Origin of the sequence: Nocardia sp. NPDC049149 (assembly GCF_043197455.1) — a bacterium.
Lineage (GTDB): Bacteria > Actinomycetota > Actinomycetes > Mycobacteriales > Mycobacteriaceae > Nocardia.
This window is the reverse complement of record NZ_JBICTD010000004.1, coordinates 460620-485142: the sequence shown is the minus strand read 5'-3', so window position 1 is coordinate 485142 and position 24523 is coordinate 460620. Positions and strand designations below refer to the sequence as shown.

Below are 24523 nucleotides of genomic sequence, written 5' to 3'. Positions count from 1 at the left end.
CATCCGGTTGTCCTTCGAACGGCGGACGTTTACCCCACCGAATCGACATACGCTGCGACAAAAGGCCACGTAACAAGGGGGATTCACCATGACGGCACATTCGGTCACGCCCGACCCGACCCTGCACCCGCCCCGCTGGCAGCCCGCACTGCTGCGCTGGCATCACACCCGAGTGTCGTGGTGGCAGTCGTGGAAGCTTGCCGCGCAAGTGGTGCCGCGCTGGCGCGACAAGAGCGTCAACGAGTTCTACGGCACCGGACTCCCTGGCCTGGACGATATCGTGGTGGCCCGCATGCCATTTCGGCGCTACGTCGCGGTGCGCAGTCCAGAGCTGGCGCGCCATGTCCTGGTCACCAATCAGGCCAATTACGCCAAGAGCGCCGAGTACGACATGCTGGCCGTCGGATTCGGGCGCGGCTTGGTCACCGAACTCGATGAGCAACGCTGGCAACGGAATCGCCGCCTGGTGCAGCCGGTGTTCGGTAAACGCAACATCACCACACTCGCAGGCCCGATCACCGACGCGGCTCGCGACTGCGCCGAGCGCATCCTCCGGCTCGGCGCGGACGGGGCTCCGGTAGACGTGAACGCCGAAATGAGCAGGCTCACCCTCGATATCGTCGTCCGCACCATGTTCGGTGTCGATCTGACCGGACCGATGTCGGAGATCAGGCTCGCCCGCCTGCTGAGCTATTTCGGATTCGGGTTCGTGGTAGCCCCCATTCGCCAGCTGCGCGCACTCGCCGAACTCACGAACCGGCCCGACCTGCCCATGCGCGTCATGCGGGCCGCCAGTTGGCTCATCGCGCCGCGTACGCTCGGCGATCTCCGACACGTCGAGCGGGTGATCGACCAGCTCATCGCCGATCATCGCAACGGAACGATCACCGGCGGCGACAACCTGCTCGCGCTGCTCATGGCGGCGCACGACCCGGAAACCGGACACCGCTACACCGACACCGAAATCCGCGACGAGCTGATGACATTCATCGGCGCAGGGATGGAAACCACCGCAACGGCACTCGCCTGGACCTGGAAGCTGCTCGCCGAACACCCCGAAGTCCGCGCCCGCCTGCACGCCGAACTCGACGATGTCCTGGCAGGCCGCATCCCGACCGCCGACGACGTCGATCGCTTGCCGTGGACGAAAGCCGTTGTCGCAGAGACTATCCGACTACATCCGCCCGTCGTCGGACTGACTCGCATAGCGAAAAACGATGACCTGCTCGGCGATTTCCCGATTCGGGCAGGCACCACCATCACGATCAGCCTGCATGCCCTGCACCATCACCGCGAGGTCTGGCCTGACCCCGAAAGCTACGACCCGACCCGCTACCTGACCGAAAAGCTGACCCAAACCCAACGCCATGCCACCCTGCCGTTCGGCGCCGGAAAGCGCATGTGCGTAGCCCATGTGTTCGCCAACACCGAAGCCGTGCTAGCCCTGGCGACGATCGCCCAACACCTCGAAATGAACCTCGCAACCACCGAACCGATCCGCCCGCAGTTCTCCTTCACCGGCAGCCCCGACGGACCAATCCCTATGCACGCCAACAAGCGCGGGGAATCACGCTGGGTTGTTGTTGACCAGCACGGCGACGTCGGCGGAGAAGGTGCTCGCGGTGACCAGGTCGGGTAGGCGGTCGCGGTTCAACGGGACAGCATGTGCGGCTTGGCCACCGAGACCGATGGTGTGTTGTTCCAGATAGCTGAAGGTGTGATCGCCGTTGTTGCGCCAGATTTGGACGACCGAGGGCACGAATTGGACAACGGCGATGTCCTGGAGACCGTTGTGATGGCCGGTGTAGTCGCCGGGTTCGACGGCACAGGGACCGACGGGGCCGAAGGTCGGTGTCGGCGGTCCGAAGGTGCCGTCGCCGTTGCCGTAGTGCACGGAGAAGCTGAAGGCCGCGATGTTGGCGGTGACGAGATCGAGGGTGCCGTTGCCGTCGACGTCGGAGAGTTTGATGTCCTCGTCGGGTAGCAGAATCAGGTGCCAGCGCGGCGGCAGGAAACCGCCGTGATGGTCGTTGAGCATGACCCAGGCCCCTGATGTGGCACGATCCTCGACGACCAGCGACGGCCACCCGTCACCGGTGAGATCGCCTGCCTGGATACCGAGTTTCAGCAATCCGGCGCCGAACCATCGGGGCGGCGCGAAGTGACCGCTGCCGTCGTTGTCCATGATGCCGACGCCGCCGGGGACCGGGAGCACGTTGTTGATGGCCAAGCCGGGATGCCCGGTGTGGTTGAAGTCCGCGATCGCCACCCCGAAGGGCAGGCCGCCGGTGCGGGCGGTCACGGTGGGGTTGGGGTCGGTGGAATAGGTGTGGTCGACGGCGAAGTTGCCGTTGCCGTCGTTGAACAAGACGCTGATGCTGGCCAGGTTGGTGACGACCAGATCCAGGTTTCCGGTGCCGCGCAGGTCTGCGGCCTGCACCGCATTGGCGCCGAGGTCGGTGGCCACGTACTGGGTGCGGCGCAGTTGCCCGCTGCCGTCCCCGCGCGAAATGGCGACGCCGCCCGCGGTGTCGACGGCGGCGACATCGGCGTTGCCATCGTGATCGAAGTCGCCCGCGGCGATGGTCTGGGACCCGAGGCCTTGGCCCGCGCTCCCGACCGGGTACTGCACGGACTCACGGAAGATCGGTGCCTGGCCCGGCTCGGACCACGAACCGGTCGGTGGCGCCGCACTCGCCACGGAGCCTGCTGACCCCGCGACGAGCACGGCGGCGGCGAACCAGCGTGTAATGCGCACGTTTTCAGATCCCCGCCGGTCCGACTTGCACTGCGGCACACGTGGGCGCCACCGCATGGTCAGGGTCGAGTGCGTTCTGCACCAAGCGAATTGCGACCGGATCGGACGTGAGCAGCATGTGCTCACTGAGATCGCCGGGGCAGATGTCCTGCAGCAAGATGTTGGTGACGTTGGGCCCTGGGGTGAGGAATCCCGTCGTGTACGGCGTGGCGAATTCATCGGTGCGCGAGGCGACAACGGTGTACTTGATCCCGGGCAGCGTCTCACCACCGCTGTTGAGTTGCCGGATGAAGTCCGACGTCGGCAATTGTTCGATGCAGGACGGGCACACCGCGGCGGTCACCGGCGGCACGATGGTTATCGGAAGATTGAGCACGCCCCACTGGGTTCCGTGATTGTCCGGGGCCAGACCGACAAGCGTGTTGACCTTGGCGGCGCCGCCGAGATTCTTCAGGTAATACCGCGGCAGCATGCCGCCCTGGGAATGGCCCACGATGTCCACCTTCTTCGCCCCGGTCGTGGACAGCACCCGGTCGATGAAATCGGAGATCTCCCGCGCGGACGCCGCCATCGGGCCGATGCCGGACAACGTGCCGCCCGCCACTTTGCCGTAATCGAGCGCAAAGACGCAGTAACCCGCCTTGGCCAGCGCGGGCGACATCAGCAGCCAGTTGTCCAGGCGGTTCTCGAAAGTGCCGTGCGCCAAGACAACTGGGCGCGGATGTTCGCGGCTGGGACGGCAGGACCAGTTGTTCGCGCCAGGTGGCGGGGGGATGAGGTCTACGTCGGCGGGCCCGTTATCGGCAAATGCGACAGGCGGGACGGCCACGGCAAAAATCAGAAACAAAATAACAAGCAGGGACTTACTCGTGAAAATCTTGCGCCTAGGACTAGGCATTCGCAGTCTCCGATCACGTTGCATCCCGATACCTCATCGCCCGGATGCCGAAGGTTTCTGCTGCATGAGCCTAGTCAACAACGACATACATCGCTGCCCGTATGGTGCCAATCACAGTTCAGCAATAATTAAGAACGCTATTCCATGATTGCGCATTATCCGAATTGTCACATTGCACAGCAAATTTGTTTCAGGCAGCGGTTATACGTCCGAGACGGGGGCCGGGTCGTCGGCGAGAGCCTCGCGTAGGCGGCGGCACAGCGCCGGATCGAGACGGCCGTCGGCGCCACGCAGGGTGTCGGCGACCGAGGCTTCGAGGAGCAGCTCCACGCCGACCCGCAACGCCTCCCGCATCTCATCGTGTCCGATGCGCAAGGCATCCGGCCGGGACGACAGGGCAAAGACCCCGTTGAGGGTGCCGCGCAGGAAGTTGGTCATCGGCCCCGGCGGGAGGGGCCGCAGTTCGCCGGATTCGACGGCCGCGGCGACGATCGACTCGAGCGCGCCGTTCATCCGTGCGACGCGTTCGCCGATCAGCGCCCGCGCCGCTTCGGTACCGGGACCGGTCTGATACGCGCCCGCGGACTCGATCATGGCGTACTGCCGTGGCGATTCCAGGTAGAAGTGCATGTAGGCCGCCGCCGCGTCGATCAACCGTTCGACCGGCCCGTTCGGTGCGGTGTAGACCGTCACCATGTGCTGCTCGTTACGTTCGAGGGCTTCGTCGACCAGAGCCAGGTACAGCTCGTCCTTGCCGGAGAAGTGCTGGTAGATCGTGGCGACCGCGACATCGGCGACATCGGCGATGCGGTCGATGGTTGCCGAGTCTCCGTGCGTGACCAGCACCTCGTCGGCCGCCGCGAGGATGCGACGACGGGTCTCGGCGCGACGACGATCGTGCCGATTCGGGCGTTTCGCGACGGATTCGGACATTTGGTCATCATAGCGTTTCGACATCATAGGCCCATGTGATGATCATCATGGAAGTCTATTTTTAGAATGACGTTCTACTTATGGTGATGAGGAGTCGCCCGCCCGGCTCGGCGGCCCTGTGCGCGGCGAGGACCCGATCGCGGACACCGACAATCGGAGAGATGTCATGCGAAACGTGTGCAGAGACTGATGCGGAATCAATGGCGTCTCTGACTGAATTACAACGGCTCGGTAGCTAGCTTCCCGGAGAGTCGGCGCTTCGCTTGCAAAGCAGGTAATCGAGTGAGAGCGCCATGTCGTGCTGCGTATTTGCCAGTCAATTGCCACTGATTGTCGATCTAAATATCTCTTACATCTTGTCGCACGAAATATCCTTCACACAAGCATGATTCGTCATCAATGAAATGATCGCCATATGTTTGCTAGATGTGATATAAATCCGATTGACGCTCCATAAATTCGCTCCGACTATTTCTCTATGACCAGAAAACCGCGCAACCTTGTCGTTGCTACCGCATTCGCGATCGGATTCGCAGCTACGTCCCTTCTGTTCGCCTCGACTGCGTCCTCGGAACCCATTCCGAACGGCTGCACGGCGGATTATTCGGTCGCAAATGAAGTGACCGTGAATTGCGGGCCAGGCGCAGGCAGCGGCACCCACGCGTTCATCCGTTGCCGGGACCTGGGCGGCGTGGCACACACCCGTATCGGCATTCCGATCGGCCCGGAGGGCGGCGCGTCGCGCGCAGTCTGCGCGACCGACGAAACCGGCCCTGCCTGAACCCTTTCCGCTCTCACCTGTGCTCGCGCACGAAGCATGATTGGAAGGATTTCGATGTCTACTGTCTGGAAGCGTTCCACCACCGCTGAATTCGCCTCGAGCCGTGCGGGTCGACACCGCCTGGACCGCACGCCCGCCTGGCGTGGGCTGTGTGCCGCAGCGGCATTCGCCTCGCTGAGCACAGCCATGATGTCGACGGCAGGCACCGCCAACGCCGACATCTTCGGCCTCCCCCTCCCCGTCGATCCGGTCGGCGCCGTCGTCGGCGGCGCCCAGGACCAACTCCCTGCCGTCGGCGCGGCGATCGGCGCGGTGGCACCCGGCGTAGACGTGGCGGGCATCGCCCAGGGCGCGCTCGACACGGCACTGCCCCCGCAGGCCAATGTCGGCAATCCGGTGCGCGACACCTTGCAGTCGATGCTGCCCCATCTGACATGAACAACGATGACCATCTCGAAAGGTTCGCCGTGAACAGCTCTTCGAACGGCTTCGGCGCCGCTTCGGAATCGCCCCATGCCGACTTCCACGTGGAATACCTGTACGGACCGCAGTGGCCTGCCGTCGTGGTGCTGATCGAACGCGCCGCACAGCTGATGGCCGAGGAGCGCGACCGGATCGACGCGGCCGCGCGCGAAATGAATGCCGAGATCGCCGCATTGACCGGCTTCGGCAGCGGCGGCCTGACTCGGCTGCTGTCGAATGCGGGCCGCCAGGGCGGCACCGCCCTGGAGATCGCGGTGCAGACAGCCAAGGACTACGGCCGCCTGCGTAACGTGCAGACCGCCGGACTTGTTGTCGGCCAGGTTGTTTCGCCGGAAACGGACACGACCGACCTGACCACGCTGCTGCAGTCGTTCGGTTCCGTCGCCTCGCCTCGCCGTGGTGCGGCAGGCGGCCACCGCGACGATTCTGCAGGACCTCGTCGGCCGTGGCCGCTTCGTCAGGGCGGTCCACGACGAGCTGATGACACCGTGGCGCACGGCGATCGGCGGGGTGAATTAATAACGGCAGCAATGGGTTGTGGAATTACCGCAGCCCATTGCTACCGATGAATATCGCCGAAAAGCCCGAGGCGAACAGGGCGGTATGCACGCCGGTGGCACAACGTCCTGGCGTGGGATATAGTCGACCCGCTCGCATCTTTTCTGTTCGTGGTGCCGCTGTAACCAGCATTCTTCCCACTCCCGCTCCTGTGATCCACTTTCACACTACGGAGGAACAGTTGAGAATTGCCAGAATTATCGCCGCGCTCGTTGCCGTCGCGGCGGTCGCGCTCACTGCCTGCGGAAAAGATAGTTCGACTGCGTCGTCCGATGCGGCGGCAGCGAGCGGTGACTCGAACAAAGGACAGTTCGTCGCACGGTACGAAGCCGCCGAAGGCGATTTACGGCCGATTCAGCAGATGCTGCAGAACGCAAAACTGCTCGAAACCGTCGCCGAGGACTCGAACGGTCTGCTCAAACTACCGTCCGACATTTCGGTGGTCGGCAAATCGTGTGGTGTGCCGAACGCCTTCTGGACGCCGGACGACCAGACCATCACGATGTGCTACGAGTACGCCGACATGTTGCAGCGCGCGTTCGCCAAGGACAAGGACCAGGCACAGTCCGTCGACAAGGAAGTGATCGGCGCGATGACCGCCGTCTACTACCACGAGCTCGGCCATGCGGTCATCTCGACGTACCAACTGCCCGTCACCGGCCGGGAAGAGGACGCGGTCGATCAGCTCTCCGTGGTCATCCTGTCGAGTGGACCCGAGGAGATGCAGCAGATGATCCTCACCGTTGCCGACGCGTGGCGTCGCATGGCAGCCGACGACAACGAGCTGAACGCAGACACCTTCGCCGACGAGCACTCGCTCAACGCACAGCGCGAGTACAACTTCATGTGCTGGGCATACGGCTCCAACCCGGACAAGTACGCGTCGATGGTCAGCAATGGTCAACTGCCCGAGGCGCGCGCCGAACGGTGCCCCCAGGAATTCGACGCTATGCAGAACGCGTGGTCAGTCCTGCTCTCCGACCACCTCAAATAGGTTAAGCGCGAGGCGGATCCGTCGGCACCGTGGCTCCTGCGGAACCAGGGCGGTTGATGTACACCGTGACCGTGGCGGCGCCGTTTCCGGCGACGGTGACCACCCTGGCACCCGGCGGCGAGGTCACGGTGCCGCCCTCGACGCGGACCTGGTAACCGTTCGGGTAGTGCAGGTCGGAGACGTAGATCTCGGTCGGTGCGGACGTGGTGCGTGGGACGTATCGGTAGGCGAAGTCGCCGTTGGCAGGATCGAAGAACATCCGGTCGGGGGTGCCTGCCGTGGCTCGAGGATAGGTGCGCACCAGGTCGCGGCCGATGATGCCGAGGAACGGGTCCGGTTTGGGGCCGTTCGGGCCGAAACTCGAGGCGTAGTGCCAGTATTGCCAGCCGATGAAGCGTTCGTCGGCGCGCGCCAACGTGTTCCGCAGCACCGTTGCGTCACCATCGCCGAATTCGGTGATGAGCGTGGGGATTCCGGTTCTGCGGGTGAACGCGTCGATGTTGCCCCAGGTCTTGTCCTGCTGCACCGGGCACACGCCGCGCAGTTCCTCGGGCAGGCCGAGGTAGATCGCCAGCTGGCTGGGGATGCAGTAGTCGTGCGGGGCGAAGACGATGTCGGGTGAGGTGATCGGCGGGTTCTTGCCCAGGTTCGTCGGCATAGTCTCGTTCCATGTCACATTCGGCTCCCAGAAGACCGGGATGTCGGCGTTGCGGGCACGCACGGCATCGGTCAGCTTCTGCATCGCCGCTTGATATTTCGCGTCGAACCGGGGGCACCCGTTGGGGAAGCAGCTCAAAAATGAGGAACCGGGCCATGGTTCGTTCATCAGCTCGATGCCGAGCACGCCTGCCCGACCCTTCACCTTCGCGGCCAAGGCAGCCAGCGCGTCACCCAGATAGTTGAGCACCCCGTTGCTGTTGTCCCACACCTCGTCCCAGCCTCGGTTCATGCTCGGCATCAGGTAGTACAGCGGGAAGCCCGGATTCGGTTCGAGGGCGCCGGGCCGTGAGCGCAGCGACCATTCCGGAAAGCCGTTGCCGCCCCAGATCTTCGACAGTCCGTCCTGGTGATGGTCGAGCAACGTGTAGATGCCTTGCGCCGCAAGCGTGTCGACCGTCCGTACTATCCGATCCAGGTAGGCGGTGTCGAGGACGCCGCGTGTCGGCATCAACCCGGCGAAGTTCACACCGAGCCGCACCGTGTTGAACCCGTGCCCCGCAAGGAGTGCCGCGTCCTTGTCGGTGACCGTGAAGCCGTCGCCGGGTTCGAGATAGGGCGCGTCCTTGTCGACGTTGTTCACACCATGCAACAGGACGGTGCGGCCGCTCGCGTCGACGAGATACCTGCCCGCGGCCTGGATCCGGCTGATCGCCCCTTCGACAGGAGCGGATTGCGCCGGGGGTGCCACCACCAGCGACCACCCGAAGGCGAGGACAGCGACACCGGCCAGCCACCGCCGCCCGCCGAAATATTGTTTCAAATACCTTGTGCGCATTGCCATTTCGTGTCCGATCGCGAGTTAATGGTCACACGTCCAGTTTGTCCGACAACCACCCACCGCGTTCGGTTTTCCGCACTTTCGACCGAAGCAGGACCGCTAACGCAAGACCTCGGCGATATCGGCGGCAGCGGTCATCAGCACCAGCACGGGCACCACTTTCGCCGGAGGGATGTGATACACACCGCGGCCTTGCTGTTCGACGATGCGCGCCGAGGTCAGCGCACGCAGATGGTGATGCAGCTGACCCGCCGAGCTGAGCCCGACGGCCTCGGCGAGTTCGACTCCGGTCCGCGCACCGTCGAGCAACACCTCCACCAGCGCGAGCCGTACCGAATGCCCCAGCGCGGCAAGCACTTCGACCCGCGCGTGCGCAGGCAGCTGGCGCACCGCACCTGCGCTGTACTGGATCGTCCAGTCGATCTGGCCGCCGAGGTCGACGCTGCCGCCGTACCGGATGAACCCACGAGCGTCGTCCTCGACGGGACGCTGCGATTCCAGCGCAGCGATCCGCGCTTCCAGTTCGGCGAGCTTGGCGTCGACATCGGTCATAATGCGCAGGTTAACTGTGCCAGTGCGGCAGGCTCCACCATGGCCTGAAACAACAGCTCCTGTTCGCGCAGCTCTTTCATCGCCGCGAGCCACGTCTCCCCTGGCATCCTCCGGTTGAGCAGCACCGCGGTCGCAACGGTCCCGTCGGTGCGCCGCAGATAGATCGCGTCCGTCAGCACACCCACCAATGAACCGCCTTTGAACCCGATCGCCGCATACCCCGCAGGCGGCTCCTGCCACTCCAATTGCGCGCGAGCGATATCCGCGCCCGCGCCGAATGCACCCGTCGCGAGCGACCGGTGCAGCGCCGTCAGCTGACGGGCCGACGCCGCATGCGTGGTCTCCACCCAGGCCAACTGGGCGTCGAACGATGGGATCGGTCTCGACTGCACCGCAACCCGATAGAGCGGATCATTCGCATACCGCTGCGCCGCCGCCCACGCATCGACCCCCGGCTCGGACAACCGAATCATCATGCCGAGCAGCGAAGGCGGCACAAACCCCTGCCATCCACCCGCCGCGGCCGCATCGATCAGCGCTTGATCGCCGAGCCGGTTCCGCAGGTAGTCGGGCGTAGCGTTGTCGCTCTCCCGGATCATCGCGCTGACCATCTCCGCAATGGTCACACTATCCCCGGGCAACCGACTCCGTGCGTGCTCGTGCGCTCCACCATCGGTACCGGGTAGGTACCACCGCTCCCACTCAGCGACCGGCACCCGCTCCTGCGGATCCAGCGTGCCCGCCGCGACCGCCCGCGCGTAAGCCGCCAAGTGCACCACTTTGACCGCCGACGCGATCGGCTGCTGCTCGTCTCCTCGGCGCTCCGCCACTCCCCCGACCCCGTTGTCGACGAGAACCGAAATGTTGTCCGGCTCTTCGTGAATCCGCCCCAGCCACTCGTCCGCCGACCCGACCCCCGCCTTGGGCGCAGGCCCGCACGCTTCAGCGTGCGCTTTACCCGACCACCCCACGACCAGCCCCACGATCAGCCCCACGGCCAACGCGGCCGCTACTGCCATCCGATGAAACATGACCCCTCCGTAATTCCGTAATTCCGCAATAACGAACAATCGTCACCGTACCTGCACCCGCGGCGAACGTCGAGTGCGGGCCGGAGGCACCGCTCAACGGGGCAGTTCGGCGGTGCGTAGCGCGCGAGCGCACAGCCCGACGACAGGGCCGAGCGCGATCAGGGCAGCGCTGGCCGTGAACACCGGACGCGTTCCCCACGCGGCGATGGCCGCGCCGGTCACCGGGTAGGTCAGTGGGGCCAGGCCGACTTGCAAGAGGCTGAGCACGGCGGTGACTCGGCCGAGATAGGCCGGATCGGCGGACGTCTGCAGGAGCGCCGCGCCCAGCGCGCTGCCGAGGCCTGCGGTGATCCCGAAGATGATGGCGGCGCCGACAGCCGCGGACAACGTCGGCGTGAAGGCGATCGCACCGATCGCTGCGGCGGCGAGGACCAGGCACACCTGCTGCACCAGGCCGGCGCGCGGGAGCCGACCGCGCACCGTGAGCAGCAGCGAAGAGACAGCAGCACCGACGCCGAAGGCGCCGACAATCCAGGCGTAACCCGTTGCACCCCAGTCGCGTTCACTGGCCAGCAGCGGTGCCCCGATGTTCAATGGGCCGGTGAAGCCGAGTTCGCAGATCGCCAGGACAACAACCAGCGGCCCGAGTATCCGATCGCGGCAGCTGTAGCGCAGACCGTCGATCAAGTCGTCCCAAGCGTTTCCATCCGGCCTCATGCCGTCGTCATGATCCGGGACCGGCGTCATCCGCACTGTGATCAGCAGCGGCAGCGATACCGTGAACAATGCCCCGGCGACAACGAAAGCCAGGGCCGGACCACCCAGTGCCATCGCAAGCCCACCGAGCGGCGAGCCACCGATGAGTGCCGCCCGAGTGGCCAGCCCACGCAAACCTTGTACTCGCGCAAGCTGATCCGGCCCGGTGATGCGCGGCGGCAGCGCGCCCACCGCAGGCAGGAAGAGGGCTTCCACCGTGCCGAAGACCAGTCCGACCACCACCAGCAACCACACGCCGGGTGTCGTCACCGCAACGACGCCCGCCGCGGCGAGCATCACCACGCAGCGCGTCAAGTCGCTGCCGATCAACACTTTTCGCGGGCCGAACCGGTCGGCAAGCACGCCCCCGCCGAGCATCAGCACCGCTCTCGGCACCGACGCCGCGGCCAACACCAGCCCTGCTTGCACCGGACCGGCGGCCTGAATCGCCGCCCAGGAGAGCGCGAGAAAGTACACGTTGTCGCCGAGCAGGGAGCAGACGAACGCACCGAGCCAGCGCAGGACGTTCGCGTCTCGATAAGCGGGCCTTGCCGTTTGGATCGTTGTCGCCGTCACGCGACACTCCTCAGGGTCGGTACGGGAATCCGTAGAGGTGCAACGCGACCTGCTCGCGACCCACGGTGTCGCCGGCGTCCTCCGCCGCTCGGCCGCGCTGCTGCCAGCGACGAGCAACGGCGGCGATCTCCTCGGCCAACTCGGCCAGCTCGGCCGCCGTCAGCCGCGGCAGGTACTCGGCACTGAACGCGGCGTCCGTCCACTCCTTCGACCACGCCGACTGCTGATCGAGGAAGGCGCCGTACCGCTGTGTACGCGTCGCGAGCAGCTGCCGTGTCACCTCACCGACCACCGCCGCGCCCTCCGGATCGCCGACGAAGTCCGAGCCGCGGAAGCTCCATCCCTTGTCCGACACCGGCTTCCACCACCGCTCGCGCCCGTCCGTGCCGAGCTCCGGCGCCTCGACGATGAAGCCGTGCGCCGCCAGCTTCCGCAGGTGATAGCTCACCAGGGACACTGCCTCGTCGACCTGGTCGGCAAGCTGTGAGGCGGTCGCGGCGCGAGCCGTGGACAGCGCCCGGTACAGCGCGATACGGAGGGGATGCGTAAAGACCTTCAGCGCCTCGAGATCGGTGATGGTCGGCGTGAATTCCCTTGCCATGCTCCGAGATTAGATACGAAAGGAAAATTGCGCAATAAATTTTGCGCAATTGAGCGACAGACGAGCCAGGGCCGAGGTCTACTCAGCCCTGGCCCGCTTGGCGCTAAAGAGACTGCATAGCAATGCTTTTCGAGCCTCAGCAGCGCCCGGGTCTATGCGGTGGACTTCCCGACGCGGGCCCCCGCGATGGTTGCGAGCGTGACTGCGGTGAGGATCAAGAGGCCCTCGATGGTGTGCACGATGTTGCCGAAGGTGTCGACGGCCATCATGTGCAGGACGTGGTCGCCGCCGGCGAATCCGAGGGCGGCGACCAGTAGGTAGAACGGTCCGCAGAACCACGCGTAGGCGATGGCGCGGTGGCGTTGCGGCGCGAGGGCTAGACCGGCCAGGCCGGTGAGCAGGTGGAACAGGGCGTGCCAGCCGTTGACGGTCACGGGGATGAACCCGAGGAACTGAATCGTGCAGGACTGCATGTGCCCACCGAATGCCATGTCGGGGTAGATACCGAAGGCGATCACGCCGTTGGTGGTGAACCAGGCTCCGATCAGGAACACGAAGAACTGCAGCGGCGTGCTGAAGACGGCGATGACGTAGCGCAGCGCCAGCGTGCGAAAGGCCTCGAACGAGGCTTCGGTAAGCGACAAGGCGCGATCGGCGGTGGCTCCAGATTCGCTCATCGCGTCACCGCCGAGGCGCTGAGCTGGCAGTATCCGGCTTCCGCGCCAAACATCCGCGTGATACGCCAAGTCTGAGTTTGTCTCATACATACAGACAGTACCGCCTCGGGCGAGCTATATGTAACCACTGGTTTCATCAATCACTCGCCTCAGCTGATTTGGGCAGACGCAGCGAGAAAATCGGGTGCCGCCCGGTTCACCGCCGCACAGTCGATGTATTCCATGTAGCCGCGGGAATCCGGTCGTCGACGCCGACACTTGGTACGTGAAGAAATCGAGCGGCACCTTGGCGCCGTCACTCCCCCATCCATGATGTGATGGCACATGTGGTCCGATCGGACCGACACGACCGCTAGGACATGACATGGCCGATGATGATGCGGCGCTCGAGCAGCTGATCGATACGTACTGTGCGGCGTGGAGCGATCCCGATCCGGAGCGCAGGCGCGCATTGCTGAGCGAAGTGTGGGCGGACGGGGCGACCTACACCGATCCGACGGTGCATGCGGCAGGAGCCGACGAGTTGCTCGCTCATATCGCGACCGTGTTCGCGCGGCGGCCAGGCACCACCGTCGTTCGGACGAGCAAGGTCGACGCCCACCATGGCGTTGCCCGCTTCGCCTGGCATGTGGTGCTGGCGGACGGGACGGCGTTGCCGGACGGCATCGACTTCGTCGAATTCGACGGACTCGAGCGCATTCGGCGGATCGTCGGGTTCTTCGGGCCGGTCGCACCGACGGTGTAGGTCGAACGCTCAGCGAGCGGCCAGCCAGGCACGGAAGCCCGCGGCGTCGAATTCCGTGCCTGCCAATCCAGGATTCGCACCGGAAGACAGCACGGTCACGCTGGTGCGAGACCACGCGAACCAGGTGTGCGTCGGATAGTCGAGCAACAGGCGCGCGTCGCCCCGTGGTCCGCCCGTCTCCTCGTCCCCGGTCGCCATCGCCTGTGGTCGATAGGGCGGCGCCGAGGCGAGCTGCACCGTGTCGGTGCCACTGCGCCCTGCGATGCGAACCGGCACAGCGATATAGGACGCAGTGCCCGCGGCGTCGAGGGTGGGCGCGACGTCGTCACGGAACCGTGGATTGGTGGCGTACACCATGACTGGCGCACCGACGCGCCGGAGTGACTCCGCCCCACCGGCATTCGCCCCCTGCTGCGAGCGCAGGAAAGGCTGGGCGAGCCGCTGCACCGCCGGAGTGCCGATCGCCTCGTCGACGACGTCGACATCCGGCTCGCTGTCCCACTTCGCCGTTGGCACACCATCATTCGCACAGCCCGCGACAGACGAGCCGAGCACTACCAGGCCGATCAGAAGTCGTAATACCGGTTGCTTCATCGTGATCCGATGCCGTAGTCCTCGCCGAACCAGATCCAGTTCGGGTTTCGGGTGTAGGAGTCGATCGACTGCGTGACACTGCGCCGCGAAGTCGGCCAGGGATCGCCATAGGTGATCGTGCCTGCGTCCGCGTCGAACCCGTAGATGACCTGCGCGTGCCCGCCACCCGCGGTCCATGCGATGCCGGTGAGGATCGGCCGACCGGCCGAGATCTCGTCGGCGACCCTGCTCATGGACAGCGGCGCGCCTACGGACGCGTCGAGGCCGATCTTCCGGAACGCCGCGGCGATTTCTTCTAGGGAGGCCTGCTGATCAGGGCAGGCACCGTCGGCACCGGCACCGTGCACCAGCGCGCAGTACCGGTTCTGGCTGATCGGCTTGTCCAGATAGGTGGCGATGGACGAACCGTCGGCGGCCCAGCACCACTGATCGGCGGCCTGGGCCTGCTGGAGGTACGGCAGGGTATGCGCACCGAAGACGGCGGACCGAAAGTCGGGCACCGGGGGGAGATTCGGCGTCACCGCCAAGCCGTTGGAATGCCCCGCAGTGCCCTCGGCCGGATCAGCGACGGCGGATCCATGCAGTGCGAGGGCAATACACAGCGCGGCAGGGCAGCACAGCAATTTCCATCTCAGCCGCACGTTTCATCCTTCCGGGCGGAAATGCCTTGGGACGGTACCCATCCCCCGGCCATGCCGCAATACCGTCAAGGAGAAATAAACACGGCGTGGGCGACTTGGGTGAATTTACCTGCGGGACACTGCGGGTAACGATTACTTAAACAAATCAGGGTGACTTATTCATTGTCGCCTTCTCCGACCTCTGGAACACTCCTTCCTCAGTTCACAGATCGTTCCGTCTGGAATCGATAGAGATTCACTCCCGCATGCGGCCGATGCCCCATGTCCAGATCAGGAGGAACCGTGCAGTTTTCGCGTTTGTCCGCTTTGTTGGTATGCGCGGTCGGGGTAAGCCTCGCCGCGCCCGGCATCGCGAACGCCGATCCGGACCCGGCCGTCCCCGGCCTCAAACATCACGCATTCGGGCTCGACCGCGCGGCCGCCAAGGACAGCCTCAGCCGGGACACCACCGTGGGACTCGCGCTCCCGGTGCAGGTCGGCGCGGTCGGCGCCGCGCCTGCCGCATACTCCTTGCAGCAGTACGCATTACCCGCGGGCGACCAGGGCCAGGTCGGCTCCTGCGTCACCTGGGCAACCGGATACACCGGGTACGGAATCCTGATGAACGAGCAGCAGATCAGCGGCGCTCCGATGGCCCCGATGTTCATCTACTCGCAGATCGCGCAGGGCAATGATCAAGGCACCTACGCCGGAGTCGCGTTGCCGCTGGAACAGTCACAGGGCATCGACACCAAAGCCGACTATTGGCAAGGCGATTTCGACTACACGACCCAACCCGACGCCGCGGAACGCGCGAATGCCGCACACTACCGACTCTCCGGCGCCGCAGATCTCACCAAGGGTGACATCGTCGCGAACATCAAGAAATCAATCGCCTCCGGCCTACCCGTGCCGATCGGATTCGAGGTGCGCGAAAGCTTCGAAAACCTCGACAGCAGCAACGACAACTACAATCCGGCGCCGAACGAGAAAATCCTCGGCGGCCACGAGGTGACCATCGTCGCCTACGACGCCAAAGGGGTCACCATCGAGAACTCCTGGGGACCGCACTGGGGCAAGAACGGATTCTTCACCGCCTCCTGGTCTTTCATCACCGGAAACGATGTGAACGAAATCCATTCGATGGGCCGACTGGTCCCTGCCTGATCGGTGCCGACCTGCTACTCCGACGCGTGCGTCCCGATGTCCGGCCCCCAGAGGTTGATTCGTGCCTCCAGGGGCTGGATGTGGGACACATAGATGCCGTGGAGTAGTTCGCGGGCGATCTGGTGTCGTAGGTCGATCTCTTCCACCGCCAACACGATCATCTGCAGTTCGCTGAGGAACTGGTCACGCTGCTGCGGCAGTCGCGCCCGCTCGTCGGGGACGAGACACGGACTACACCGCAGGTCCTCGTATGTGCGGTGGATCAGCTGATCGGTGGTGTCGATCTCCTCGGAGATCCACGCGAGAAATTCCTCCGGTGAGCTGCCGACAGACAGGATGTCGCGGACCACCGGGATGCCCGCGACCTCGCGGATCAACTCGTCGAGCTTGCCGTTGGCGCGTCGCCAGCCGGGGAAATCACCGGCGTCGTAGGCGTCTCGCGCCTCGATGTCGATGTTCTTCTGGCGGAAGTGGAACGGTTGGGTCTGCGCGAGCTGGTCGCGCTCGAGTAGCAGCAACAGTTTGGTGAGGGTCGCTGACCTGTCCTCGAATTCGGCGAGGTCCAGCTCCGACGTGCCACTCACGACTCCGCCCTGCTAACGCTCGGCCTGGTCGCCGCGACCGTCAGCCCACCACGCATCTGCCTCGATGCCGCTGGAATGACCGCCCCAACCATGTTCTCGCCAAAGTCATCTCGTCGTGTCGCCGACAGCCCACTCGACAAACCCCCACAGTGGACCTCCCGCACACCGCGTGCCGTCGGTCCACATGGCCATGTGTTCGTGCAGCCGAAATCGATGGTATATCCAGGCCGCTCGCCACCGCGCCCCTAAAACCATGGGACTGGCAGCTAGTTCGGCGTGTCGCCCTCGAACTCCATGTTCTCGGCTTGGTCCTCGGTGCCGGTCGCGGGCTGCTCCTTCGGATCCGGCGCGGCGTCCGCATGCTCGGTCTCGGTGTCCTCGGGCTGGTTCGAAGCCGGTTCGGCGGTCATGGCTTCCAGCATGCACCACCTGCGGGGTCGAACGGAGGTCGAACGGTAGGATTGCGAACTACTGGCAGTGCCCGCGAGAGGGGTAGCAGAACCGGAGGTGCGTAGCGTGCCGAGCGCTGGACGACCACCGCGCTTGTCCCTGGAGGCGATCCTCGCCGCCGCCGACCGCATCCTGGAGGCGGACGGGCCCGACGCACTGTCGATGCGACGGCTGGCCAGCGACCTCGGTAGTGCGCCGATGGCGCTGTACTACCATGTGCGCGACAAGGATCAGCTGCTGCTGCTCCTGCTCGAGGCGCACGCCCAACGCATGCCACGCCCAGACTTTCCCGAGGACCCGCGGGAGCGACTCCTCGCGGCGGCGGTCACGCTGTACGAACTGCTCGCCGAACGCCCGTGGATCGTCGAGGTGCTCACCGGCGACGACCTCATCGGGCCGTCCGCGCTCTGGATCGTCGATCTGATGGTCGGCGCCGCCATCGACTACGGTTGCGCGCCCGACGACGCCGTCTTCGTCTATCGAACGCTGTGGTTCTACATCGTCGGCAACCTGATCGTCCGAGTGAACAGCGCCCGACGCCGAGCCCGCAGCGACAACCCGGCGTACCACGAGCAGGTCATCGGCACCCTCACCGCCACCACCCACCCGCACCTCGCAACAGTCGGCGATCGCTGGTCCGAGCTCAACGCCCGCGACCTGCACCGAGCGGGACTCACGGCCATCGTCGACGGCTTACTACCACCCCGCCCGGCGGACGTATAGTCGCGCCCACCAGCCGCGCCTACACAGGTCTGGTAGAGAGCAGAAGATACTCCCCGGCTCTACGGTTGCCTACGCGAGTACGGCATCTCGGGGTTTGCAACGGATTAGCGCGATTGCCTCGCCTGCCGTACCCGACCGAACTCCGCAGTCAGGTGAGTATCGTCCAAGTCCCAGCCGGGTCATCTGGCTGCGGTTCCGTTTCGAGAGCTTCAAGATCAAAGCCCCTGTGCCGCACACTTTTTGAGTTCCCGCACACGATTTGGCATGCCAGATCGTGTGCAGGAAGACAGGAAGTGCGCGGGAAGACAGAAGGTGTGCGGTTGCGAGGGGTTTACGATCAAAACTCGAAGTCCGCACCGGTTCTGTGGATTCGCACTGGTTCTGGCGGCTAGGAGGGGTGCGGGTCCATAGTGGGGGTGCAGGTTTCGGGGGTTGGGCGGCGCTGGCTGCGGTTGCTGGCCCCCGAGGTGCCCGCGATCCCGACATGTGGGATCGACTGGCGCGTTTCGCATAAACTGGGAACCGGTGGCGGGGCTTCTCGGGCGATGGGGCCGTGCAGATATAAGTTGCGTGCCCTGACCAATGTCGACCGAGGCAGTGGGGCCATCGACAAGGCGGGACCAGCAGGTTATTCCCGCACGGCTCCGATGCCGCCACCAGTTCCCAGTGATCAGTTGACCATCTGCCGAGGAGATGCCCGTTGGCAGAACTCAACCACTCGATGCCTCCATTCTCGACGGGCCCAATCACTCCACGGCATTTAGCTGACCGGGGTCAGGGAGACGTGCCAGAAGTCGGCGTAGCGTCCACCTTTGGCCAGCAGTTCGTCGTGGCTGCCTGCTTCTACGATCTGGCCGCCGTCCAGGAAGACGATGTGGTCGGTGCGTTGGACGGTGCGCAGTCGGTGCGCGACCATCACTACGGTTCGGCCTGCCATCAGGCGTTCGATGCCTGCGTGGACGGCCGTCTCGTGCACTGGGTCCAGTGCGGAGGTCACCTCGTCGAGCAGTACTACGGGTGCGTTCTTCAGGAGTGCTCGTGCGATCGAAACCCGTTGCCGTTCACCGCCGGACAGCAGTGCGCCGCCCTCGCCGACATTCGTCGACCAACCGCCGGGCAGTCGCGCGATCACCTCGTCCAGCTGGGCTGCGGTTGCCGCCGCGCGCACGTCGGCATCGTCCGCATCGGGGCGGCCTAGGCGCACGTTCTCCTCGATAGTGCCGTCGAACAGGTAGACGTCCTGAAAGACGATGGCGATCCGGTCCATCAGGACCTCGGTGCTGATCTCGCGCACATCGACGCCGCCCATTCGCACCACGCCCGCATCCACGTCATAGAACCGCGCAAGCAACTGCAGCACAGTGCTTTTCCCCGCACCCGACGGACCGACGATGGCGAGCCGCTGTCCCTGCGGCACGGACAACGACACAGCGTCCAGCACGGCGCGGTCGCCATGCTGGAAGGTGACGGAGTCGAATTCCAGATCATGGCGTTGCGGAACGATCGGCGCGCCCGGCTCCGGCAGCGGCGCGGTGTGCAACACTGCATCGAGTGCAGCCAGTTCAGCGCGGGCGCCACGCAGTTTGCCGCCGACCTCGGCCAGCGACAGCAGCGGGTCGGCGCACCGGGCGCCGAGCACCAGGATCGTCAAAACCTCAGCGGCACCGATGTTTCCGCCGAGCACCAGGTAGGCGCCGAGCACAAGCAGAACGGTGAACACCGCCTGGACGGTCAGCGCAAGGCCGACCACGCCGGGCAGCGCCGTCACGGTCGAGCGGCGTGCCGCGCGCTGCACGTCCCGCAACGCGCGGTCGAGCAGGCGGAATCGCTCGGTGGTCCGACCGCCGGCACGCAGCACCGGCTGAGCCTGGAGATACTCGACCACGCGCCCGGTCGCTTCCCGGCTGCGCTCGACGCTGTCCTGGTCGGCGGCAGCCATCGATCGTCCAGTCCAGATCTGCACCGCGACGACGATCGGCGCGGCCACCACTGCGGCGAGGCCGAGTTGCCAATTGAAGGCGAGCATCACGACGACGATCGTCAAGGGCGTCACACTGGCCGAGACGAGCGGGGCCAGCAAATGCGCGATCACGCTCATCGCTTGCAGCACACCGCGACTGGCCAGCACCGACACCTCCCCGACCCGGCCGGGCGTGTACCAGCCGATGGGCAACCGGGCCAGATGATCACCGAGCCGGTAGTACATCCCGCGCAACAGCGTGGTCCCGACCTGGAACCCGGACAGGTCGCTGCGATACCGCAGCACCGCGTAAGCCGCGACGGCCGCGCCGAACGCGAGCAACCACGGCACCACATCGCCGGGTTCGCTGCCGAACAGTGCCCGCAGCACCGGAACCAGCAGCGCATAGGACAGGCCTTCGACGATCCCGGTGATCGTCATCAAGACCACCGTGCGTCGCACCGGCGCGGCGTACTCGGTGCCGAGCACGCGCAACAGCATTCGAATCATCGGACGTCGTCTCCTTGCACTGCGTGGGACTGCCAGAAGGCAGCGAACTTTCCGTGGTTGGCCAGCAGTTCGGCGGGCTTGCCGCGTTCGACGATCGCCCCGTTCTCCAGCAGCGCGACAGTGTCGGCGTCGGCGATCGTTTCCCAGCGGTGGGCGATCACGAGGATCGTCCGATCGCCGCCCAATGTCGTCAGAGCGCCGCGCACCGCCTGTTCGGTCTGCGGGTCGGCGAACGCGGTCGCCTCGTCGAGCACCAGGATCGGCGCATCGGCAAGCAGTGCGCGGGCGATCGAGATCCGTTGTGCCTCACCGCCGGAGAGCTTCACCTCGTCGCCGAGCACCGTGTCGTAGCCATGCGGCAGCTCGAGAATCCGGTCGTGGATGTTCGCCAGCCTGGCGACGCGAACCACGTCGTCGAGGTCGGCGTGTGGCACTGCCAGCGCGATGTTGTCCGCGACCGACGCGCGCAGCAGCCGCACATCTTGGAAGACGAAAGAGACCAGCCGATAGAGCTCCCTGCTGCCGAGCTCACGCAGGTCGACGCCACCGAGGACGACCGAACCTGCGGTCGGGTCGAAGAATCGCGGAAGCAGCTGAACCAGCGTGGATTTCCCGCTGCCCGAGGCGCCGACGATCGCGGTGACCGTGCCGGGCTCGAGCACCAGGTCGATCCCACGCAGCACTTCCCGCTCGGCGTCGTATCCGAACCGAACACCGCGCAGTTCCACCCGATGCCCCTGCGGTGGTACAGGTCGCGCAGGTTCCGGAAGTGGCTGGACCGCAAGCACATCCCGGATCCGCGTCACCGCGCGCCCGGCGGCCTGCAGATCGTCGAAGCCGTGGCCGAGGGCCGCGACCGGAGCGGTCAGGCCGAGTCCGAGCAGCAGGAACGGCAGCAGGTCAGCCGGGGCCATGCCGCCGCCGGTGATCAGCGCCGCACCGCCGACCAGCACGACGAGCAGCACGAACGGCGGCGACAGCGCCAGCTGCATTCCCGCGGCGATGCCGGACATGCCGCGCACCCACCGCAGGAAGGTGTTGACGAAATCGTCTGCGGCCGTGCGGAATGCGCGGTGCGCACGCTCACCGCCGCCGAACGCCTTCACCACCGCGATGCCTTGCACGAACTCGACGACGGAACTCGCGATCCGCCCCATCGCCGCATCGAACTCCTGCTGTTCGCGCGTGCGGGCCGCGGTCATCATGAGCGGCACCAGCGCCACGGCGAGCACCACCGGTATCAGGGTGATCAGCGTGAGCCGCCAGTCGATCGTGAACAGATAGATCAGCGAAACCACCGGCACCACGAACGCCGAGACCAGCTCGCTAGGCGTGTGCGCGATCAGGGGATGCACCGCACTCACGTCCTCCCCCACCACTTTTGCCAGCTCACCGGTGCGGCGCCGGGAGAACCAGCCGATCGGCACACTGCCGAGCCGCGCGGCCAGTTGCCTGCGGAAAGCCAACTGCACCTTGCCGTCGACCAGGTGCCCGACCCCGGACGATGCGGCGGTGAACACCAGTCGGACCAGCAGGCCGACCGCGCCGACGGCCACCACCTGCCAGACGTGATCGTGATCGATCGGGCTCGGCGCCAACAGCGTTCGCCCCAACTCCACGACGGCAAGCAACGGCGCCAAGCCCGCGAGGGCGCCGATCACCTGCAAGACCACCACGGCGGCAAAGCCACCCAGATGGGGTCGCAACAACCCGGCCACGCTCGGTTCCGTCCCGGAACCGGCATCCGATCGTGGCGGGGCAAACTCCCCCGCCTCGGCGAGTTCGATGGTGCTCATCGCTCCCTCATCCTTTTTAGTACGCGTACGAATACGGTACCTCGAGCAGCAGAGCTGAGCCACTGATCAGTCACCCGGGCCGACGATCACCACCGAACTCGGTGGGGTTCACCGCTTTCGACCAGGTGCTAAGGGATGAGCACGAGCTTCCCTGGAGCGTGCCCCGCGAGGCCGACCTCGTGCGCCTTCGCGGCTTCGGCGAGCGGGAAGGTGGCGTCGACGATGACGCGCAGTGCGCCGGATCCGGCACGGTCGACGAGATCACCACGGGCGGCGGCACGAACCTCGGCGCCCGCATCCTCGCCCGGGCCATAGCCGAGCACCTTGATGCCAGACTCCGCGCGGCGCGGCGACCCGGTGATCGAGGCGATGCGGCTGCGGTCGGCGACCAGTTCGAGCGAAACGTCCAGCGCCTCGTCGGTACCCGCGAAATCCACTGCGGCACTGACGCCTTGCGGCGCGGCAGCACGCACCCGGTCGGCGAGCCCGGGACCATAGGCGACCGGGCTGGCACCGAGCTCGCGCAGCAGCGCGTGGTTGCGCTCGGCGGCAGTGGCGATCACCGTCGCTCCCGCGGCGGCCGCAAGCTGCACAGCCATGAGGCCGACCCCACCGGCTCCGCCGTGCACGAGCACCGTATCGCCTGCCGTCACGCCGGTGACCTGCAGCGCATGAAATGCGGTGGTGCCGGTCAGGATCAGCGACCCGGCCTCGGCCCACCCGAGTTCGGCGGGCTTGGCGATGAGCGAGGTCGCCGGCGCCGTGACGTAGTCGGCATAAGCGGCGGTCACCGGGTACACGACGACCTCGTCACCGACCTGCACGTCGGTCACCTCGGCGCCGACCTCGGTGACGACGCCTGCGCACTCCAGCCCGATCGACGGCATCGACGCGGCGATCCCGGCGGCGTCCTTGTGGTCGTCGTCCACGTCGTGGAAGGCCCCGCTGTAGATCTTCCAATCGATCGGGTTGACTCCCGCGGCCCGCACCTCGACGACCACACCGTCGGCGGCCGCGCGCGGGGTCGGCACCTCGAGCACGGTGAGCACATCGGGTGTGCCGTAGGCGGTCGGTCGCACGATCCTGGGCATGACTGAACTCCTCTGTTGATAGTGGTGATGGCCTGCGCGCTCCGCTGGGGGCGGCGTGACCGATCGGGTGTCGAGAGCGGCACATCCGCTCACCAGAACTCCCGAGACTCAGTATTGATGTCCTCGGGCATAATGCCCAGTGCATTGTTGGTAAGGAATAGTTGCGCTAAACGCACGAATGGGGTTGATCGTGGCAGAAGATCTGGATCTCAATCTGCTGCGGGTGTTCGACGCGCTGCTCGACACCGGCAGCGTCAAGGAGGCCGCGGTGCGCCTGCACCTGTCCGCGCCCGCAACCAGCCGTGCGCTGAGCCGGTTACGCCGCGTGATGAACGACCCCATCCTGGTGCGGGCGGGCCGCGGCCTGGTGCCGACGCCGTTCGCCCAGCGCTCGGCCGCCACCGTCAAAGCGCTGCTCGACACCGCGGACCGGCTGCGCACCGATCCCACCGACCGCGACCCGCGCTCCTGGCGGCGCACCTTCGCCATCCGGATCAACGACGCCCTCGTTCCGGTCCTCGCGCCCCGCCTCACCCGCCGGGTCGCCGGCGAGGCACCCGGTGTTCGACTGCGCTTCGTCGGTCAGGAGTCCGAGGAGCTCGACCCGCTGCGCGACGGCTCGATCGACCTCGACATCACGGTCGCCGATTCGCCGCCGCCGGACATCCACACCTCGACGTTGTTCACCGATCATTTCGTCGCGGTCGTCGCCGCCGACTCCCAGCTCGGCCAGGCCCCGCAACTGTCCGTCGACGACCTGTGCCGCTATCCGCACGTCTCCGCCTCACGCCGCGGCCTCGTCCGTGGTCCGCTCGACGACGCGCTGGAACAGATCGGGCGCACCCGCCACGTCGCGGCGGTTGTTCCGTCCTATGCCGTTGGCGCCCTGATGGCTCTGGAACAGGACGTCATCTGCCTCGTGCCGCACGTGACTGCCGCGCATCTGGCCGACCGCGGTGTCCCGCTGCGCCTGCACGAGGTGCCGTTCGACCTCCCGACCGCCGATGTCGAGATGCGCTGGCACCGCCGCGTCGACGATGACGCCGCCTCACGTTGGTTGCGCGACCGCATCCGTTCGGAGATCCACCCGTTCACCCGGACCAACTCGACCGATCACGAACACCTGGCGACAAACGAGTGAAAATTCGCGCGGCGAATTGTGATATGTGGCCCAGAGCGGAAAGTTG

The 24523-nt window shown here is 65.7% G+C and carries 24 protein-coding genes; 8 read left to right on the top strand and 16 right to left on the bottom strand.

Features of this window, described 5'->3' with window-relative positions; all coding sequences use genetic code 11:
- The first annotated feature begins 88 nt into the window (after positions 1-88).
- On the top strand, positions 89-1639 hold the full coding sequence (locus ACGFNJ_RS17860) for a cytochrome P450 (RefSeq protein ID WP_393448683.1): 1551 nt from the start codon (positions 89-91) through the stop codon (positions 1637-1639).
- On the opposite strand, the gene ACGFNJ_RS17855 is transcribed toward ACGFNJ_RS17860, so the two are convergent.
- The 3 genes from ACGFNJ_RS17855 to ACGFNJ_RS17845 all read right to left on the bottom strand — a co-directional run bounded on the left by ACGFNJ_RS17855 (position 1568) and on the right by ACGFNJ_RS17845 (position 4589).
- The gene (locus ACGFNJ_RS17855) at positions 1568-2758 is read right to left on the bottom strand and encodes an FG-GAP repeat domain-containing protein (protein ID WP_393448680.1); all 1191 of its coding nucleotides are present in this window, start codon (positions 2756-2758) and stop codon (positions 1568-1570) included. The two genes, ACGFNJ_RS17860 and ACGFNJ_RS17855, sit on opposite strands and share 72 nt — an antisense overlap.
- A 4-nt stretch (positions 2759-2762) precedes the next feature.
- Entirely contained in the window at positions 2763-3587 is an 825-nt protein-coding gene (locus ACGFNJ_RS17850; protein WP_393448677.1) for an esterase/lipase family protein, read from the bottom strand.
- Positions 3588-3857: 270 nt separating this feature from the next.
- A complete protein-coding gene (locus tag ACGFNJ_RS17845; RefSeq protein WP_393448674.1) occupies positions 3858-4589 on the bottom strand; it encodes a TetR/AcrR family transcriptional regulator in 732 nt (243 codons plus the stop codon).
- 835 nt (positions 4590-5424) lie between these two features.
- Here ACGFNJ_RS17845 and ACGFNJ_RS17840 point away from each other — a divergent pair.
- The 3 genes from ACGFNJ_RS17840 to ACGFNJ_RS17830 all read left to right on the top strand — a co-directional run bounded on the left by ACGFNJ_RS17840 (position 5425) and on the right by ACGFNJ_RS17830 (position 7405).
- The gene (locus ACGFNJ_RS17840) at positions 5425-5808 is read left to right on the top strand and encodes a hypothetical protein (protein WP_393448671.1); all 384 of its coding nucleotides are present in this window, start codon (positions 5425-5427) and stop codon (positions 5806-5808) included.
- Positions 5809-5837: 29 nt separating this feature from the next.
- Positions 5838-6422 carry a hypothetical protein gene (locus tag ACGFNJ_RS17835; protein WP_393448668.1) on the top strand — a complete coding sequence of 195 codons (585 nt, stop codon included), beginning with the start codon at positions 5838-5840 and terminating at the stop codon, positions 6420-6422.
- Between the two features lie 170 nt (positions 6423-6592).
- Positions 6593-7405: a DUF4344 domain-containing metallopeptidase gene (locus tag ACGFNJ_RS17830; RefSeq protein WP_393448665.1), complete on the top strand. Its 813-nt coding sequence runs from the start codon at positions 6593-6595 to the stop codon at positions 7403-7405.
- A gap of 1 nt (position 7406) precedes the next feature.
- Here ACGFNJ_RS17830 and ACGFNJ_RS17825 read toward each other — a convergent pair whose 3' ends face one another.
- The 6 genes from ACGFNJ_RS17825 to ACGFNJ_RS17800 all read right to left on the bottom strand — a co-directional run bounded on the left by ACGFNJ_RS17825 (position 7407) and on the right by ACGFNJ_RS17800 (position 13096).
- The gene (locus tag ACGFNJ_RS17825; RefSeq protein WP_393448662.1) at positions 7407-8900 is read right to left on the bottom strand and encodes a cellulase family glycosylhydrolase; all 1494 of its coding nucleotides are present in this window, start codon (positions 8898-8900) and stop codon (positions 7407-7409) included.
- Positions 8901-9002: 102 nt separating this feature from the next.
- The gene (locus ACGFNJ_RS17820; RefSeq protein WP_393448659.1) at positions 9003-9455 is read right to left on the bottom strand and encodes an ArsR/SmtB family transcription factor; all 453 of its coding nucleotides are present in this window, start codon (positions 9453-9455) and stop codon (positions 9003-9005) included.
- Entirely contained in the window at positions 9452-10474 is a 1023-nt protein-coding gene (locus ACGFNJ_RS17815) for a serine hydrolase (RefSeq protein WP_393448656.1), read from the bottom strand. The genes ACGFNJ_RS17820 and ACGFNJ_RS17815 overlap by 4 nt, the downstream gene beginning before the upstream one ends.
- 105 nt (positions 10475-10579) lie before the next feature.
- On the bottom strand, positions 10580-11818 hold the full coding sequence (locus tag ACGFNJ_RS17810) for an MFS transporter (protein WP_393448653.1): 1239 nt from the start codon (positions 11816-11818) through the stop codon (positions 10580-10582).
- A 10-nt stretch (positions 11819-11828) separates the two neighbouring features.
- Positions 11829-12419 (bottom strand): ArsR/SmtB family transcription factor, encoded by a 591-nt coding sequence (locus tag ACGFNJ_RS17805; RefSeq protein ID WP_393448651.1) that lies wholly within the window; start codon positions 12417-12419, stop codon positions 11829-11831.
- A 152-nt stretch (positions 12420-12571) separates the two neighbouring features.
- Complete coding sequence (locus ACGFNJ_RS17800) at positions 12572-13096, bottom strand: DUF4383 domain-containing protein (protein WP_393448648.1); 525 nt, start codon at positions 13094-13096, stop codon at positions 12572-12574.
- A gap of 364 nt (positions 13097-13460) precedes the next feature.
- Here ACGFNJ_RS17800 and ACGFNJ_RS17795 point away from each other — a divergent pair, with 364 nt between their 5' ends.
- Complete coding sequence (locus ACGFNJ_RS17795) at positions 13461-13841, top strand: nuclear transport factor 2 family protein (protein WP_393448645.1); 381 nt, start codon at positions 13461-13463, stop codon at positions 13839-13841.
- Between the two features lie 9 nt (positions 13842-13850).
- Here ACGFNJ_RS17795 and ACGFNJ_RS17790 read toward each other — a convergent pair whose 3' ends face one another.
- Together ACGFNJ_RS17790 and ACGFNJ_RS17785 are read right to left on the bottom strand one after the other, a co-directional pair.
- Positions 13851-14435 (bottom strand): hypothetical protein, encoded by a 585-nt coding sequence (locus ACGFNJ_RS17790; RefSeq protein ID WP_393448642.1) that lies wholly within the window; start codon positions 14433-14435, stop codon positions 13851-13853.
- Positions 14432-15076, bottom strand: a complete 645-nt coding sequence (locus ACGFNJ_RS17785; RefSeq protein ID WP_393448639.1) for a papain-like cysteine protease family protein — start codon at positions 15074-15076, stop codon at positions 14432-14434. Before ACGFNJ_RS17785 ends, ACGFNJ_RS17790 begins: the two co-directional genes overlap by 4 nt.
- A 282-nt stretch (positions 15077-15358) precedes the next feature.
- Here ACGFNJ_RS17785 and ACGFNJ_RS17780 point away from each other — a divergent pair, with 282 nt between their 5' ends.
- A complete protein-coding gene (locus ACGFNJ_RS17780; RefSeq protein WP_393448636.1) occupies positions 15359-16222 on the top strand; it encodes a C1 family peptidase in 864 nt (287 codons plus the stop codon).
- A gap of 14 nt (positions 16223-16236) precedes the next feature.
- Here the strand turns inward: ACGFNJ_RS17780 and ACGFNJ_RS17775 are convergent, their stop codons facing one another.
- Both ACGFNJ_RS17775 and ACGFNJ_RS17770 read right to left on the bottom strand, forming a co-directional pair.
- On the bottom strand, positions 16237-16806 hold the full coding sequence (locus ACGFNJ_RS17775) for a hypothetical protein (RefSeq protein ID WP_393448633.1): 570 nt from the start codon (positions 16804-16806) through the stop codon (positions 16237-16239).
- A gap of 266 nt (positions 16807-17072) precedes the next feature.
- On the bottom strand, positions 17073-17216 hold the full coding sequence (locus ACGFNJ_RS17770) for a hypothetical protein (RefSeq protein WP_393448630.1): 144 nt from the start codon (positions 17214-17216) through the stop codon (positions 17073-17075).
- 106 nt (positions 17217-17322) lie between these two features.
- On the opposite strand from ACGFNJ_RS17770, the gene ACGFNJ_RS17765 reads away from it, so the two are divergent.
- Positions 17323-17979 carry a TetR/AcrR family transcriptional regulator gene (locus tag ACGFNJ_RS17765; RefSeq protein ID WP_393448627.1) on the top strand — a complete coding sequence of 219 codons (657 nt, stop codon included), beginning with the start codon at positions 17323-17325 and terminating at the stop codon, positions 17977-17979.
- 760 nt (positions 17980-18739) lie between these two features.
- Here the strand turns inward: ACGFNJ_RS17765 and ACGFNJ_RS17760 are convergent.
- The 3 genes from ACGFNJ_RS17760 to ACGFNJ_RS17750 form a co-directional block, all read right to left on the bottom strand.
- The gene (locus ACGFNJ_RS17760) at positions 18740-20449 is read right to left on the bottom strand and encodes an ABC transporter ATP-binding protein (protein WP_393448624.1); all 1710 of its coding nucleotides are present in this window, start codon (positions 20447-20449) and stop codon (positions 18740-18742) included.
- A complete protein-coding gene (locus ACGFNJ_RS17755; RefSeq protein ID WP_393448621.1) occupies positions 20446-22245 on the bottom strand; it encodes an ABC transporter ATP-binding protein in 1800 nt (599 codons plus the stop codon). Before ACGFNJ_RS17755 ends, ACGFNJ_RS17760 begins: the two co-directional genes overlap by 4 nt.
- Before the next feature lie 128 nt (positions 22246-22373).
- Positions 22374-23336 carry an NADP-dependent oxidoreductase gene (locus ACGFNJ_RS17750; protein ID WP_393448618.1) on the bottom strand — a complete coding sequence of 321 codons (963 nt, stop codon included), beginning with the start codon at positions 23334-23336 and terminating at the stop codon, positions 22374-22376.
- Positions 23337-23526: 190 nt separating this feature from the next.
- On the opposite strand from ACGFNJ_RS17750, the gene ACGFNJ_RS17745 reads away from it, so the two are divergent.
- Positions 23527-24477: a LysR family transcriptional regulator gene (locus ACGFNJ_RS17745; RefSeq protein WP_393448615.1), complete on the top strand. Its 951-nt coding sequence runs from the start codon at positions 23527-23529 to the stop codon at positions 24475-24477.
- Positions 24478-24523 lie beyond the last annotated feature (46 nt).

Coding starts and splice junctions, on each gene's coding strand:
- ACGFNJ_RS17860 (WP_393448683.1), top strand. CDS start 89: ATGACGGCACATTCGGTCACGCCCGACCCGACCCTGCACCCGCCCCGC.
- ACGFNJ_RS17845 (WP_393448674.1), bottom strand. CDS start 4,589: ATGTCCGAATCCGTCGCGAAACGCCCGAATCGGCACGATCGTCGTCGC.
- ACGFNJ_RS17840 (WP_393448671.1), top strand. CDS start 5,425: ATGTCTACTGTCTGGAAGCGTTCCACCACCGCTGAATTCGCCTCGAGC.
- ACGFNJ_RS17825 (WP_393448662.1), bottom strand. CDS start 8,900: ATGCGCACAAGGTATTTGAAACAATATTTCGGCGGGCGGCGGTGGCTG.
- ACGFNJ_RS17820 (WP_393448659.1), bottom strand. CDS start 9,455: ATGACCGATGTCGACGCCAAGCTCGCCGAACTGGAAGCGCGGATCGCT.
- ACGFNJ_RS17815 (WP_393448656.1), bottom strand. CDS start 10,474: ATGGCAGTAGCGGCCGCGTTGGCCGTGGGGCTGATCGTGGGGCTGGTC.
- ACGFNJ_RS17805 (WP_393448651.1), bottom strand. CDS start 12,419: ATGGCAAGGGAATTCACGCCGACCATCACCGATCTCGAGGCGCTGAAG.
- ACGFNJ_RS17800 (WP_393448648.1), bottom strand. CDS start 13,096: ATGAGCGAATCTGGAGCCACCGCCGATCGCGCCTTGTCGCTTACCGAA.
- ACGFNJ_RS17795 (WP_393448645.1), top strand. CDS start 13,461: ATGGCCGATGATGATGCGGCGCTCGAGCAGCTGATCGATACGTACTGT.
- ACGFNJ_RS17790 (WP_393448642.1), bottom strand. CDS start 14,435: ATGAAGCAACCGGTATTACGACTTCTGATCGGCCTGGTAGTGCTCGGC.
- ACGFNJ_RS17770 (WP_393448630.1), bottom strand. CDS start 17,216: ATGACCGCCGAACCGGCTTCGAACCAGCCCGAGGACACCGAGACCGAG.
- ACGFNJ_RS17760 (WP_393448624.1), bottom strand. CDS start 20,449: ATGATTCGAATGCTGTTGCGCGTGCTCGGCACCGAGTACGCCGCGCCG.
- ACGFNJ_RS17755 (WP_393448621.1), bottom strand. CDS start 22,245: ATGAGCACCATCGAACTCGCCGAGGCGGGGGAGTTTGCCCCGCCACGA.
- ACGFNJ_RS17750 (WP_393448618.1), bottom strand. CDS start 23,336: ATGCCCAGGATCGTGCGACCGACCGCCTACGGCACACCCGATGTGCTC.